Origin of the sequence: Clostridium sardiniense, assembly GCF_019753795.1 — a bacterium.
GTDB lineage: Bacteria > Bacillota > Clostridia > Clostridiales > Clostridiaceae > Clostridium > Clostridium sardiniense.
The window spans coordinates 328,067-343,053 of sequence record NZ_JAIKTU010000001.1; the positions used below are offsets into that span (position 1 = coordinate 328,067).

The 14,987-nt window shown below is 28.3% G+C and carries 17 protein-coding genes; 15 read left to right on the plus strand and 2 right to left on the minus strand.

What is annotated here, in order from left to right:
- The first annotated feature begins 1 nt into the window (after position 1).
- Complete coding sequence (dhaK, locus tag K5V21_RS01445) at positions 2 to 1,762, plus strand: dihydroxyacetone kinase subunit DhaK (RefSeq protein WP_221858518.1); 1,761 nt, start codon at positions 2 to 4, stop codon at positions 1,760 to 1,762.
- Between the two features lie 125 nt (positions 1,763 to 1,887).
- Here the strand turns inward: dhaK and K5V21_RS01450 are convergent, their stop codons facing one another.
- Together K5V21_RS01450 and K5V21_RS01455 are read right to left on the minus strand one after the other, a co-directional pair.
- The gene (locus tag K5V21_RS01450; RefSeq protein ID WP_221858519.1) at positions 1,888 to 2,421 is read right to left on the minus strand and encodes a cupin domain-containing protein; all 534 of its coding nucleotides are present in this window, start codon (positions 2,419 to 2,421) and stop codon (positions 1,888 to 1,890) included.
- Positions 2,422 to 2,679: 258 nt separating this feature from the next.
- Positions 2,680 to 3,552, minus strand: a complete 873-nt coding sequence (locus tag K5V21_RS01455; protein ID WP_221858520.1) for an MBL fold metallo-hydrolase — start codon at positions 3,550 to 3,552, stop codon at positions 2,680 to 2,682.
- A 197-nt stretch (positions 3,553 to 3,749) separates the two neighbouring features.
- Between K5V21_RS01455 and K5V21_RS01460 the strand changes: the two genes are divergently transcribed.
- From K5V21_RS01460 to K5V21_RS01525, 14 genes are all read left to right on the plus strand, one after another.
- Positions 3,750 to 4,181, plus strand: a complete 432-nt coding sequence (locus tag K5V21_RS01460) for a MarR family winged helix-turn-helix transcriptional regulator (protein WP_204593366.1) — start codon at positions 3,750 to 3,752, stop codon at positions 4,179 to 4,181.
- A 21-nt stretch (positions 4,182 to 4,202) separates the two neighbouring features.
- Entirely contained in the window at positions 4,203 to 4,601 is a 399-nt protein-coding gene (locus K5V21_RS01465; protein ID WP_221858521.1) for an HsmA family protein, read from the plus strand.
- A 177-nt stretch (positions 4,602 to 4,778) separates the two neighbouring features.
- Positions 4,779 to 4,988: a zinc ribbon domain-containing protein gene (locus tag K5V21_RS01470; RefSeq protein ID WP_204593368.1), complete on the plus strand. Its 210-nt coding sequence runs from the start codon at positions 4,779 to 4,781 to the stop codon at positions 4,986 to 4,988.
- A gap of 153 nt (positions 4,989 to 5,141) precedes the next feature.
- Complete coding sequence (locus K5V21_RS01475; RefSeq protein ID WP_148323715.1) at positions 5,142 to 5,294, plus strand: zinc-ribbon domain-containing protein; 153 nt, start codon at positions 5,142 to 5,144, stop codon at positions 5,292 to 5,294.
- A gap of 321 nt (positions 5,295 to 5,615) precedes the next feature.
- The gene (locus K5V21_RS01480) at positions 5,616 to 6,431 is read left to right on the plus strand and encodes a hypothetical protein (RefSeq protein ID WP_221858522.1); all 816 of its coding nucleotides are present in this window, start codon (positions 5,616 to 5,618) and stop codon (positions 6,429 to 6,431) included.
- A gap of 204 nt (positions 6,432 to 6,635) precedes the next feature.
- Entirely contained in the window at positions 6,636 to 6,788 is a 153-nt protein-coding gene (locus K5V21_RS01485; protein ID WP_148323715.1) for a zinc-ribbon domain-containing protein, read from the plus strand.
- 263 nt (positions 6,789 to 7,051) lie between these two features.
- Positions 7,052 to 7,909 carry an AraC family transcriptional regulator gene (locus K5V21_RS01490; RefSeq protein WP_221858523.1) on the plus strand — a complete coding sequence of 286 codons (858 nt, stop codon included), beginning with the start codon at positions 7,052 to 7,054 and terminating at the stop codon, positions 7,907 to 7,909.
- Positions 7,910 to 8,307: 398 nt separating this feature from the next.
- The gene (locus K5V21_RS01495; RefSeq protein WP_221858524.1) at positions 8,308 to 9,033 is read left to right on the plus strand and encodes a DUF421 domain-containing protein; all 726 of its coding nucleotides are present in this window, start codon (positions 8,308 to 8,310) and stop codon (positions 9,031 to 9,033) included.
- Positions 9,034 to 9,795: 762 nt separating this feature from the next.
- Positions 9,796 to 10,203 (plus strand): helix-turn-helix domain-containing protein, encoded by a 408-nt coding sequence (locus tag K5V21_RS01500; protein ID WP_221858526.1) that lies wholly within the window; start codon positions 9,796 to 9,798, stop codon positions 10,201 to 10,203.
- A gap of 11 nt (positions 10,204 to 10,214) precedes the next feature.
- Positions 10,215 to 10,535, plus strand: coding sequence for a hypothetical protein (locus tag K5V21_RS01505; protein ID WP_221858528.1), 321 nt, complete (start codon positions 10,215 to 10,217; stop codon positions 10,533 to 10,535).
- Between the two features lie 285 nt (positions 10,536 to 10,820).
- Positions 10,821 to 12,113, plus strand: a complete 1,293-nt coding sequence (locus K5V21_RS01510) for a DUF2812 domain-containing protein (RefSeq protein ID WP_221858530.1) — start codon at positions 10,821 to 10,823, stop codon at positions 12,111 to 12,113.
- Positions 12,114 to 12,599: 486 nt separating this feature from the next.
- The gene (gene brnQ, locus K5V21_RS01515) at positions 12,600 to 13,898 is read left to right on the plus strand and encodes a branched-chain amino acid transport system II carrier protein (protein WP_221858532.1); all 1,299 of its coding nucleotides are present in this window, start codon (positions 12,600 to 12,602) and stop codon (positions 13,896 to 13,898) included.
- A gap of 219 nt (positions 13,899 to 14,117) precedes the next feature.
- The gene (locus tag K5V21_RS01520; protein ID WP_221858534.1) at positions 14,118 to 14,306 is read left to right on the plus strand and encodes a DUF4177 domain-containing protein; all 189 of its coding nucleotides are present in this window, start codon (positions 14,118 to 14,120) and stop codon (positions 14,304 to 14,306) included.
- Positions 14,307 to 14,430: 124 nt separating this feature from the next.
- The gene (locus K5V21_RS01525) at positions 14,431 to 14,940 is read left to right on the plus strand and encodes a hypothetical protein (protein WP_221858536.1); all 510 of its coding nucleotides are present in this window, start codon (positions 14,431 to 14,433) and stop codon (positions 14,938 to 14,940) included.
- Positions 14,941 to 14,987: the final 47 nt, after the last annotated feature.

Genomic DNA, 14,987 nt, shown 5'->3' on the forward strand with positions numbered 1-14,987 from the left:
CATGAAAAAGATAATAAATACACCAGAAAATGTAGTAAGAGAATTATGTAATGGAATGGTTATGGCTCATCCTGAGCTAGAATTTATAAGTAAATATAAAATAGTTAAAAAGAGAGAAATTAATAAAGATAAAGTAACGCTTATAAGTGGTGGTGGAAGTGGACATGAGCCAGCACATGCAGGATTTGTTGGAGAAGGTATGTTAGACGTTGCTGTTTGTGGAGATGTATTTGCATCACCATCACAAATTCAAATATATCAAGGAATAAAAGAATCTGCTAGCAATAAAGGAACTTTACTTATAATCAAAAATTATAGTGGAGATATGATGAACTTTAAGAATGCAGCATATCTAGCAAGTGAAGATGGCATAAATGTAGATTATATAAAAGTAGAAGATGATATTGCAGTTGAAGACAGTCTTTATACAGTAGGTCGTAGAGGTGTTGCAGGAACTGTATTAGTACATAAAATAGTTGGAGCAGCAGCAGAACTTGGAGAGAGTCTGCAAAATGTAAAAGAGATTGGACAAAAGGCAGCTGATAACGTACGTAGCATAGGTTTTGCATTTACTTCATGCACAGTTCCGGCTAAGGGAACACCAACATTTGAAATTGGTGATGATGAAATGGAATATGGTGTAGGAATCCATGGTGAGCCAGGAATTCGTCGTGAAAAAGTTATATCAGCAGATGAATTAGCTGAAAGAATGGTAAATCAAGTTTTAAATGATTTAGGAATAAGTGAAGGTAGTAATGAAGAGATTGCTCTTTTAGTAAATGGATTTGGAGCAACACCAACACAAGAATTATATTTACTTAATAACTCAGTTACTAGGGAACTTGCAAAGAGAAATATTAAGATATATAAGACTTTTGTAGGTAACTATATGACAAGTATAGATATGGCTGGAGCGTCTATATCTATAATGAAATTAGATAATCAATTAAAGGAATTACTAACTAAGCCTTGTGATACTCCTGCATTTAAAGTATCTAAGCATATAGAATCAAGAGAATATACAGATGTAGAGATTGAAGATTTAAATGATGAAGAAGTATCATTTAAAGTAGAAACAGATGAAGCATATTCTGTTATAAAAGATAATAAGATTACATTAAATAACATGATATATATTGTAGATAAAATGAGTGAATGCATTATATCTAATGAAGTTCCATTCTGTGAATTAGATGCCCATGCTGGAGATGGAGATTTTGGTATGAGTGTTGCTAAAGGATTTAGACAATTAAAGAGAGAATGGAAAGATATCATGAGTGATAAAAATATGAATATAGGTTCATTCTTAGATGCATGTTCTATGATCATAATGGAGAACTGTGGAGGAGCATCAGGCCCAATTTGGGGATCTGCTTTTAGAGCTGCTGGTAAAAACGTTGGAGATTTATCAGAGTTATCAGTTAAGGATTTTGCTAGTATGCTACAAAGTACAGTAAAAGGTATCCAAGACACAGGAAAGAGATCTTTTGGAAGAGGAGCAGTAGTAGGAGATAAGACTTTAATAGATGCACTTGTGCCTTGTGCAGACTCTTGGTCAGAAAGTTCAGATAAAGAACAAGGAGTTATAGAAGCTTTTGAAAATGCTGCTAAAGCGGCTGTAGAAGGAGCTAAAAATACAGAAGAAATAGTAGCTCGTATGGGAAGAGCAGGAACTGTAGGAGAAAGAAGTATTGGATATCCAGATGCAGGTGCCTATGCTTTAGGTGTTATCTTTACTGAAATTTCAAAAGAATTAAAATAAATATAAAAATCCACTTCAATATTAATATAATAGGTTTTAAAAAGGTCAGCAAATTTATTTCTGACCTTTCTTTATATAATAATATTTTTTACTACAAAATGCCTATTCTATAATTTGTTTATCAATTAATATCTGTGACTATGTTCAGCAGCTTCGGCATCTGCCTTAGTTGTATGAACTGTATCACGTGGATGCTCAGGCGGAGCATAGATAGAGTATAATTTAAGCGGTGTATTTCCAGTATTAATTACATTGTGCCATGTACCAGCAGGCACCATGATAGCATAGTCATCATAAACTTTTCTTTGGAAGTTTAAATTGTTTTTAGTAGGCCCCATTTTAACAAGTCCTTGACCTTTTTCAATACGCAAAAATTGATCAGTTGTTGGATGGACTTCTAAGCCTATGTCATCTCCAACATTGATACTCATTACGGTAACTTGTAAATGACGTCCTGTCCATAAAGCAGTACGGAAAGTATTATTTTCCTTAGTAACTTCATTAATATTAACTACAAATGGCTCTGGTCCATAATCCTTCAATTTATGAAACTGTCTCTGACTTTCAGTGCCTAATTTATATATTGGTGCGCTACCAAAGAAAGTGTATTGATAGAGGTTATACATTTCTATATTATCCTCTAGAGGATATTTATGCATATTTATCACTCCTTTTATAAACTTATAACATTATATGATATGTTTTTAGACAAAGTGCTTCCTTTATAAGTAAGGGATATGGACTTTGACAAAGTAAAATTATAAGGAAAGGTTAATAAAGAAGTATTAAACTTTGGTTATAGCTTTGAGAAAAAGAATAATAGAAGAGTAAAGTTATAAGAATATAATAAAGTCGAGGCTAATCTATAAAAATATAGAAGAGCACTCGACTTTAAATCTTATAAATATAAAGTAATTTTAACTTAAGTGTACTTTATAGCTTTTTTTGTTACCTTCTACAAAACAATTCATATCATAAACTTCATCTTCATTAGGTTCTTTATTAAATTCTTTTTTAAATTCATTTATACAATCTTCAATAGAAGTTTTATCAGAAACGAGTTTACTTATAGATTTCATATGATTTACATATTCATCAAAGCTTTCTTTAGTATATATTCCATGGTGAGAAGGAACATAATAATCAGCCTCATAACATTGAAGCTCTATTAAAAGTGGTATAAATTTATCATTTGAATAGCTCCATTCACCGTTGTACATATCTAGGTAAAGGGAATCTCCAATAAAGGCAGTAGTTTTATCATTTTCTTCAATTAAAACTATTGAATTATCATTTGAATGATCACTTGATATATGCTCAACAAATACTTTAACTCCACCTAAGTCTATTTTTAAGAGTTCATCATAAATAATATCTCCTGTAGGAATTGAAATTTTTCTATTATTATCTGGATGTTCTATTTTTATATGCTCTAGGCAGAATTCTATTTCTTCTCCACTTTTTACTCTTTCTTCAATAGCACTGTTTGTCCACTCTAAATCTCTAAGCTTATCCAACTTTTCATTAGTAATACCATTTACTATATTTATTAAATTCATATAATTTGCACCAACTATATGATCCCAGTGCCAATGAGTTATAACTAGGTACTTAAGCGGTGAGTGATTTAGCTTATTAACTTCATTTAAAAATTCCTCAGCATGACTTTTAGAATTTCCCCCATCAATAATTAAACTATATTTATCACCAATTACAACCCCAAGTGCTGGTCTATCTCCAGACTCTCTATTTTTCATATAATATACTCTATCAGTAAGTTTCTTTAACATAATCTCATCCCTTCTTTTCATTTGATTTAACTAATTATAACATCTATATATATGCATTCTCAATTTATGAATTTCTTAAAAATTAGTATTTGTTTGTTAAATGTTATTTAATAGTATGTTCATTGTAATTACTCGAAAAAAGTATTATCATGAAAAAGTAGTTAGGATGCTAACTAATTTAATCCTAGGAGGCTACGATGAAAGGCGCACATGAATTTAGGATATGTCTTTATTTAAAAGAAATCAATTCCACAATAAATAATAAGATAAATAATAGAGTTAAAGAAAGAGGGCTTACTCAAAGTCAAATTACAGTAATAAAGTTTATTGCGCATTTTAAAAAATTAACAATCACAGAACTTAGTGATTATATGTCAATTAAAAAATCTACTTGTTCAGGAATTGTTGATAGATTAGAAAAGATGGAAGTTTTAGAGAGAGTTAAAGATGAAACTGATAAGAGAATAACTTACATAATGTTTTCTAAAAAAGGACAGGTCTTATCAAATGAAATAAAAGAAGATATAAATGGATGTTTTAAAGAGATATTTAATAGTATTTCTGAAGAAGATCTAATACTTATAGAAAATAATTTAGGAAAGTTAAGTAATTTAATACAAAAAAATTAAAATAAAAAAGGAGAGATTTATATGCCAAAATTATTAATTCCAGCAATTATATTTATAACATGTGCTTTAATTTTCTATACAGTAGGTGTATGGGGAGAGCATAGAGCAAAGGTACTAAGAAAGAAACACGTTATTATTTTCTGGTGTGGTTTAGTTTGTGACACATTAGGAACATACACAATGAGCAAAATTGCAGAAGCAGGTACTGATAAAGCAATAACAGCTACACAGCTTTTAATTCATCAATCAACAGGTATGCTTGCAATATTATTAATGCTATGTCATGCTGTATGGGCAACTTGGGTATTAAATAGAGGAAGCGAAAAAGCTAAAGAAGCATTCCATAAATTCAGTATGGTAGTATGGTTTATATGGTTAATACCATACTTCGTAGGAATGTATATAGGAATGGCAGGCTAAAATATTATATGAAAATAAAGGTGCTATGAATTTAGCACCTTTTTTTAATATTAGGAGTATCAAAAGTTTTAACTATAATATACATTAATGTAGACTTATATTTAAGATTAATATTTTGATTTTAAGGCAATTTTAATAGTAAAATATAATTTAATTAATATAGAGGGAGTGGTATTTATGGAAAAGAAACAATATATTTGTTCAAAGTGTGGAAATGATCATTATGAATCAGATCAATTTCAAGCAACTGGAGGGAACTTTGCAAAAATATTTGATGTTCAAAATAAGAAGTTTATTACAATAAGCTGTACAAGATGTGGATATACGGAATTATATAAAGCAAAAACTAGTGATGGATGGAATGTACTAGATTTCTTAATAGGTTAATAATGAAAAGTGTTGTAATAATTTCAATAATATGTTATTATTAGTAAGTAGCAAAAATGCTAACAAAAAATAAGTTTCATTTAGGTAAATAGTTTCTCATAAATTAGAGATTATTATATCAATTTAGAATCTTTAATTTCAGGAGGAATATTTATGACAGATAAGACAATAACATGCAGAGATTGCGGAAGCGAATTCATATTTTCAGTAGGAGAACAAGAATTCTATAAAGAAAAAGGATTCGAAAATGAGCCAACAAGATGTGTATCTTGTAGAAGAGCTAAGAAAGAACAAAATAGAAGATAATTTTAGATTGTTATAGGTTGTAGTGTAAACTACAACCTTTTTTAATGTTTTATTATAATAGAGATGAAAGATATTAGTTAAAAACCTCACTTTCTACTGATACGGAGAATCACACCATAAGTAAGCCCCAAAATATTCGATTTGTCTAAGGCGAATTTACTTAGCGAGTGAGTGCAAGCAGAATTTCATATAAATGAGGTTTTTATAAATTTAATAATGTGAATTTTCATTGAGATAACATAATATCTTCACAACAGCTTACCTTAAATGTTAAAATAGTAGCCATAGAAGAAGTTTAAGTAAGGATGTGTTGAAAGAGTTATGCAAAAATATAATCAGGATAATCCAAAGCTTATTAATTCTATGGTATGTACTATAGATATATTAGGATTTTCACAAATGATAGTAGACTCTTGTAGTGAGGGGAATGGAAACAGGCTACTTAATGAGATTAACGTTCTTATAAATAAGAACAAACAATGTATAATCCCAAATAAGTATAGTCAAGGGAAGATAAAGATATATACTGATAATATGATTGTTGGATACCCTATAAAAGATGATGGTGAGGAAGAATTAGATGAAATATTGGATAATGTATCAGAATATCAATTTAACTTAGCATTAGAAGGGCTTTTTGTTAGAGGGGGCGTAAGTGTAGGTGAATTTTACATAAATGAAGAGATTGTTTTTGGGCCAGCTCTATTGGATGCTCACAATACTGAAAGTAATCTAGCTTGCTACCCAAGAATTATATTAGACCATAAGACAGTGAGTAGATTACAAAAGTATATAGACAATTATGATGTTGCGCCACAACACAAGAAAATACTTATCGATAGTGATGGGCAGTGGTTTTTAAATTATTTAAATACTGTATTTAAATATTACACAGAATGTAACAACGAATATGAGTTTGAAAGAGTACAAATAGAGTTGCTTCTTAGACATAAAGCTAAAGTTGAAGAAATGTTAGAGTTAAATAAAAAAAATATAAGAGTATGGGACAAGTATGTGTGGATAGCTAATTATCATAATTATTTCTGTGATTTAAATTTTCCAAATGAAAAACAGTTAAAAATATCAAGAAAGAGTTTACTTTCATGGCCTAGAGAATTTTCAAAAAATGATTTTTAATATCATAGATTATACATTATGAATTGCAATAAAACTTATTTATAGTAAATATTTTAATTAAAGTATTGCAATGATATGAATAATATGTTAATATAAGTAAGTAGCAAAGTTGCTAACAAAAAAAGTTTCATTTAGGTAAATAGTTTCTCGTAAATTAGAGATTATTATATCAATTTAGGATCTTTAATTTCAGGAGGAATATTTATGACAGATAAGACAATAACATGCAGAGATTGCGGAAGCGAATTCATATTTTCAGTAGGAGAACAAGAATTCTATAAAGAAAAAGGATTCGAAAATGAGCCAACAAGATGTGTATCTTGTAGAAGAGCTAAGAAAGAACAAAATAGAAGATAATTTTAGATTGTTATAGGTTGTAGTGTAAACTACAACCTTTTTTAATGTTTTATTATAATGAAATGAATTATAATAAAACATTAAAAAACTCCTTTATGTCTGATACGGAGAAGTATATCTGTGAAGAACCAAAATTAAAAGAAATTTGTAAAATATTAAATTAAAGTCAATTATATAATAGGACAAAAGAAAGCTTAAAAAGTCGGGATGCCAATCTTTTATGATGATAAGATTAGATTAACGAATTGTAAGGGGGTAAAATTATGGAATGGATTGAAAGTATTAGAGAAGCTATTTCATATATTGAAGAGAATATTACCAAGGATTTATCCATGAAAGAAATTGCAGATAGGGTAAATATTTCTCCTTTTTATTTTCAAAAAGGATTTGGAATGTTATGTGGCTATTCTCTAAGCGAGTACATTAAGAGAAGAAGACTTGCACTTGCCGGCAGTGAAGTTTTATCTACTAATGGGAAAATAATAGATATTGCAATGAAGTATGGGTATGATTCTCCAGACAGCTTTACTAAAGCTTTTACAAGATTTCATGGGGTTACACCATCTGCGGTTCGTAAAGAGGGGGCAATGATAAAGTCCTTTGTTGCCCTTAAAATCAAATTTTCATTGGAAGGTGGATATATTATGGATTATAAAATACTTGAGAAGGATGCATTTAAGGTTATAGGAGCATCTAAGAAATTTAAATATGATTCAGCGTTTATGGAGGTACCTTCATTCTGGAATGAGCATATTTCACAAGGAAAGTTAAAGGATATATGCGGAATGTATGGTATTAACATTGATGAGGAAATGGGTGGTAATGAATTTGAGTACCTTATTGCAGAGGATTATTCTAAAGAGAAAGAAAGTATGGAAGGATATATAGTTAAAACAATTCCTAAGTTTACTTGGGCTGTTTTCCCTTGTTATGGACCAAGCCCAGCAGCAATTCAAGAAACTAATAAGAAAATATTCTCAGAATGGTTACCAAACTGTAGAGATTATGAGATTGCTGCAGGTTATAATATAGAAATGTATAATGATCCAAGTGAGTATGAAAAGGGAATTTTAGATAAAAATTACTATAGCGAAGTTTGGATTCCAGTAAAGAAAAAATAGGGATTAATTAAGATATTAGTATATTGAAGCTCTTTTTAAGATAGGAAGAAAAGGATGGAGGCAATATTTCAATATCATTTAGTTAACAAAATGATATTGAGCTAGTCTAAAAAGTAATATATATAAATATGAGGGTACTGAAAAAGTTTAAGTTTTTAGTGCCCTTGTTTTTAAGTAGTTTTTTAAACAAACTACTATTTTATAAAAATATATAATTAAAGTTTGATATTGAAATATAATTAACATAGCATTCGCTACTATTGGAGTGGATGATTTTTTTATATAAAAAGAGTTCATTTTATACTGGTATATCTTAGTCTAATAAAAAGTATTAATGAATAAAATTATTCCACTTGCTTAAAATATAACTATATTTTAGATGAGGAGAGTAAATTTGAATGTATACTAGTATATTAATTAGTACGATAATTAAAAGTATTTTAATATATATTTTAGCACTAATTCTCAGCAAATTAATTGGTATTAAAATCATTTCTCAAATAAATTTTTTTGATTTTATAGTGGGTATATCCATAGGCTCAATGATTGCTAAAATTATAATTGATAAGGATCATGTAGTATTTTCAGGACTTGTAGCATTAATAATGTTTACATTATTAACTATAGCAACTAGTTATTTAAATTTAAAAAGTTATACAGCTAGGAGCATAATAAATGCTAAGACATTAATATTAGTAGAAAATGGACGTATTATTGATAAAAATATTAAGAAGCTTAGAATCACAATAAATGAACTTATGATGAAGCTTCGAGAAAAAGATGTTTTTAGTTTAGAAGATGTACAATTTGCAATAATGGAGAGTAATGGTAAATTATCAGTTTTAATAAAAGCTGATAAAAAGCCAGTAACTCCATATGATATGGATTTAAAGGTAAAGGGACTTTCTTTGCTAAGTGATATTATAATTGATGGGAAAGTAAGAGATAAAAATCTTAAAATAGCCGGTATAGATAAAAAGTGGTTACAATCTGAACTTAAAAAGAAAAAGATAAATAATATTGAAGATGTTTTTTATGCAGGTGTAGATAAAAATAAAAAACTTATTATTTCAGAGAAGTATCCGGATGATTTTAATCCAGAAGATAAGTTTGGTATAGAATAAACGTTAAATAAATAAAATAAACTTATATGGATGAAAAATAAATTTTATTGCTGTCTATACGGTTACTTTAATAATTTTACTACTTGGAATATTTACGGGGACAGTACCATAAGTAAGATTCTAAATATTTGATTTGGATAAGGAGAATTTACTAAGTCAGCGAATGCTAGAAGATTCTCATATAAGTAAATTTGGTTTTTTATTAAGGTTGAATGAAGGTATAGTGGTAAGGTAAATCCCATATATATAATTAAACCCTCGACTAGCTAGTCGAGGGTTTAATTATTGTTAATGTTGAAATGACAATATTTATATCAATATAACAAAAATATAGCACAGTTAAATGGGAGCGTTAGTCTTAGTCATTAATTTTACTTGGCTAAGACTATTTTTATGAGTGAAAATATCGTATCATAAGTAATAAGAAAAAATGATTATAATATACAATATTTACAATAAATGTTATAGTGAATAATAGATAGTTGGACGTTAATATATATTATAAATATAAAATAAATAGGAATTTGATATAGCGGAAATATTCTTAAAAGTTAAATCCAATTTATAAAATAAAAAATATTATGTTTTAAAACTAATCTAATTATATAAAGAACAACAAGGCTCTTTATAATTAATTTATATGAAAAAGCCTGTAAAATAGGCATGTAAAAGTATTTTTACATAGAAAAAATCCCATGTAAAAGAGTTTTGATAGACGAATATTCTCAACTATGACAAGATGTTAGTGAAAGGAAGGGTGTTATGGAGGTTGGAAGCAAATTAAAAAATGCACGTATAGGTTCTGGATTTACTCAAGAAAAAGTAGCTGAGAAAATACAAGTTTCCAGACAGACAATATCAAATTGGGAGAATGAAAAATCTTATCCGGATATTATAAGTGTAATCAAATTGAGTGATCTCTATAGTATCAGTCTGGACGAATTACTGAAAGGAGATTCCAACATGATAAAACATTTGGAGGAAAGCACGAATGTTGTGACTAGTAACAAAAAGCTGATAATTGCTATTGGATTGAATGTGTTATTTATGATTTTGTTTATCTTTTTCAATAGTATTATAGTAAAGAATAATTATCTTATGATAGGCAGTGCATCTGTTGGTGTATTAAGTACAACGGTATTATTCTATCAAATAATCAAGAAATTTTAGGGGGGATTTATATGAGCTGGTATTTAATTGTAGTAGTATTTGTTGTAATGTTAGGAGCTTTAACTCTTGCTTATCAAGTTTATAAAATGACAGAACTTGATGCTGTAAGTAGAGGATTGAAGCATCCGAAGTTTTGGGGAGTTTTCTCGTTGAGTGGAGATGGATGCGGTGGATTATTACTATATTTGATTGGGAGAAGAAAATATACATCTTCTATGAGTGAAGCTGATAAGCTTGCAATGGAATCACGAAAAAAGAAAGCAGGTGTTTCTTTGGCTTTTCTGGCATTATCAACAATCGCTCTATTCACAATTTGTATTTTAACATTTTAAATAGATTAAAAATCAACAACTTATAAAAGTAGGAATTAACAGAGAAGAGATCTAATCTTGTGAGGGGAAATCAGTATAAGAATAGAATAATAGATTTTAATTAAGTAATATGATTTGAAAGGCAATAGAATTATTTCTATTGCCTTTTATTTATTTTAATAACTTATAACTACTAACTTTTAAATATATATGTAATTATATTACTAAAATGTTACTAATTATATATAAAGTTTCTATATAATTACTTATATAGAAGTGTAATTAATATTTATATAAGGGGGGCGTATGAGATTTAAAGATACCAAAATAACACTATGTTTATTTGAACCTTATGAATGCAATGCTGTTAAAGAATATTTAGAAAGCATGGCGGAAAAAGGGTGGATGCTACAATCAATATCAATGAACTTTTTCAAGTTCAAAAAAATAGAGCCTAGGACGATAAGCTACTCAGTAGATACTCTTCATAAAATTTCTATTTTTGATACTAAAGATAATGATGAAGTATTAGAATATAGAAAGGGCCGTGAAGCTGATGGGTGGAGATTCATATGTCAGGCTAATAAGGTGCAAATATTTGCTTCAGAATATGAATGGGAGGCTATCCCTATTTATAAAGAGCCAGAAGAGCTTTTTAAATCAATCTATAAATCCTCATCTTATTATGTATTTAATCAATTGGCTATAGTTATATTATTTATGGTCAATATTTATTCTCAGTTTTTTTCTGGAACACCAGACCATTGGCTTTCTTCAAATTTAAGTATAGTATTAAGTATACTTATGGTGACTATAATACTTATTAATCTTATAGAGGTTGTAAGCTTTTTCTGTTGGTATTTAAAAACTAAAAGAAAGCTTAAAGAAAATGAGTTTAAACACTATGGTAGTTGTAAACAATTAAGAATAAAAAATTCTATTATGCTACTAAATGCTGTATTAGCTGTAATTACATTAATAGTTTCTATGATTATTGGAGATGGGATTACCTTTGTAGATTTATTATTAATACTTATACCAGTTATAGTTATGGTAATCGCTTATAAATTAATTGATAAACTTAAGGTTTCTACTGGGATTAATATCTTTATTACTATAGGAATAACTATTATCAGTCTTATTATGGTTATTGAGGTTTTAGCATCTCCAATGGTTAATTGGTTTGATTTAAAAGATAATAATATAGCTTATGAATTAAATTTAACAGTAGCGGATTTTGAAATTGATAAAGCGGATGAGAATCCATATAAAAATATTCAATCAAGTGTTTTGGCCAAGCGAATACAATATAGTTCTGACTATGATAATAATAGTTTAGATTACACAATTATTGAAAGTAAATATCCTTGGGTAATTAAACTTTATAAAAATAGATTGTTAAATGAACTTGATGAATATGAACTTAACATGAGTGAAAGAAATATTAATTTAACTAAGAATATAAAAATATATTCTGATGATAATTTTAAAAAATATGTGATTATTTCAGAAGATAGAGTAGTTGATATTAGAAATGGTTTAGATAATATTAGAGAAGATGAGTTTATAAATAAGGTATATAAAAAGTTGTTTGAATAACATTATGTTCAATAATTAGGCTATGTTTAAGTATAATGCTGAAACATAGATTCTTAGAATTCAGCTCATATGAATTAACTTTATTTATTACGTTTTAATATAATGCTAAAAATAATTTTAGTAATGTATAGCTATTAAGAGAAAATCCTAGAGATAGGGTTTTCTTTTATGTTATAAAAAGTAAAAAAATATTTAAATATTAATTCATATAAAAAAAGTTTAGAAAAGTTTTTTATAATATTATAAAAAATAGCTTCTATTATTTAATTAAGAATACAAAATTTATACTAAAAGTTAATAAAATATCAAATGAAAATAGAAAATTGTGTTTACAAAATATTAATTTCTATGATAAAATAGGACAAAATATGTAGCATAGTAGCATAGGTGAAAAGAGAAGATAGTTACGTAGGATTTAAGTATTTAAAAGTAATATTGTAGATGCTTAAAAGAAGAAAAATTTATAGTAGTATAGGAGGTATGAACATGAATAAAAAACATGATTTCATAGCAGTAGGATTCACAATATTCGCCATATTCTTTGGCGCAGGAAACTTAATATTCCCACCAGAGATTGGGATAAATTCAGGTGGAAATTGGTTTATGGCTTTATTAGGATTCTTTGTTTCAGGAATAGGACTACCCCTTCTTGGAATATTGGCAATTAATAAAGCAGGATCACTTGAAAAGTTTGGAGAAAAGATAGGATCTAAATTTACAAATATTTATACAGCACTAATACTTATATGCTTAGGACCTATCGTTGCAATTCCTAGAACAGGAGCTAGTACATATGAAATGGGGATATTACCTAATATAGGTAATGTAATAAGCCCATGGGTATTTGCAGTAATATTCTTTGGAATAGCTTTAGTATTGACTTTAAGACCAACAAAGATAGTAGGATATATTGGAAAGGTGTTAACACCAATTATTTTGGTTATTCTTGCAATTATTATAATTAAAGGTATCTTCTTTACAGAGCACATGTTTACACAAGGAACAGGAAATTCATTTAGTTATGGATTTATAAATGGATACCAACCAATGGATGCTTTAGGTGCACCACTTACAGCAGTAATTGCTATAAATGCTATTGTAGCATTAGGATACACTAAAAGTTCAGATAAGAAATCTATACTTAAAAAAGCAAGTATAGTATCAAGTATTGGATTTGTATTTGTTTATGGAGGATTATTATTCTTAGGTGCAGCTCTTGGAGGGTACTTCCCACAAGGAATAAGCCAAACAGAATTAACTATAGGTATTGCACATATGGTATTAGGAGACTTTGGTAAGATAGCACTTGGAATAGCAGTTGCAGCAGCATGTCTTACAACAGCAATTGGATTAACTGCAATGGTAGGAGAGTTCTTCTCAAAACTTTTAAAGGTTAAATACGAAATTATAGTTACAATAATTTGTGTTGCATCAGCAGTAGTTTCAATCGCAGGTATAGGTAGCATAATAAAACTTGCATTACCAATACTTATGATTTTCTACCCAATACAAATAATTCTTATATTATTTAATGTAATTGGAGTAGAGAGTAAGTTAACTTACAAAATTACAGTATACACAACTCTTGTAGTATCTATTTTAGATGTGCTTCACACTCAATTTGGAGTAACAGCACTTAATGGGCTATTTAACTTTGTACCATTAGCTAGTGCAGGATTTGCATGGGTAGTACCAGCTGTAATTGCAGTAGGCGTTTCTTTATTGATTAATATTCTTAATAGGAAATCAATAGATGCAGCTGTTGATATAGTAGATGCAGAATAGGAAAGTTACAAAATAAAAGAATCATAAAATAATGGAATTTGTAAGACATTAGCTTAGATAATATAGTCTAGCTAATGTCTTTTTTATTTCATTAAAATACAAATTATTGAATTTATGTTATAATTATGATAACGTTTTGAAATTAATTGTTGATTATTGTATAAATAGGGTTATTAATTTGATAAATACAATTTCTATAATATTATTGGAGGGGTTTATATGTATAAATATATGTATGTGGAGGCAACTACTAGTGGAATGTTTAGGGAAGCAGATCACAGGGAATTAATAGATAATTATAGCAAAGAGGGTTGGAGATATGTAAGTGCTATACCAACTGAGTTTTATGGAAATAATGGTCAAATTAAAACATTTGATTTAGTTTTTGAAAAGAAATATGACGAATAAAATTATATAAAAAGATAATATAGTGAATAAAAGATATAGGTTTTGACATAGAATTAATATTGTAACGATTTATTACAAATTCCTTTAAAATGTACGAAATTTAAATTTCAAGGAGGAGTATTCTATGGAAAAATTTATAGTAGCTTGTCTTTTATTAGCGCTCTTAATAGGTGGATCTTATTATGTAAATAATAACTCTAGTGAGGAAGCTATAGAGTCTAGTGGAGATATAGAGTCTGATGAAGAGGTAGAGTCGGGTGGAAAAGAGATAACAACAAAAGAAATAGAGAACTTAACAAGATATATAGAAAGTAAAACTGATGATATTTGTGAAAAGACAAATAACAGATCTTATAATGCATTTGAAATTCTAGGGGTTAATAATGATGAAGTTTATATTTGGCTCCTAAAAGCAAATGATAAAAGTGTAGTATCTACGCCAGTTCAATTAAAGGTAAATGATGATTTTGAAGTTATAGGGCATAGGTATCCAAATGGTGGTGACGATTATAAAGAGGAATTACAAGACTTATTCCCTAAAAGAGTAATAAAAAAGATGGATGATGGTCAAAATGGGTATATAAAAAAATTAGAAAAGAAAATAGATGAAGAGAGAGCGCTTAAGAATTCTTAAAAGTAATATATTTATATTATTTAAATAGAGCATTAATTAGAAAATAA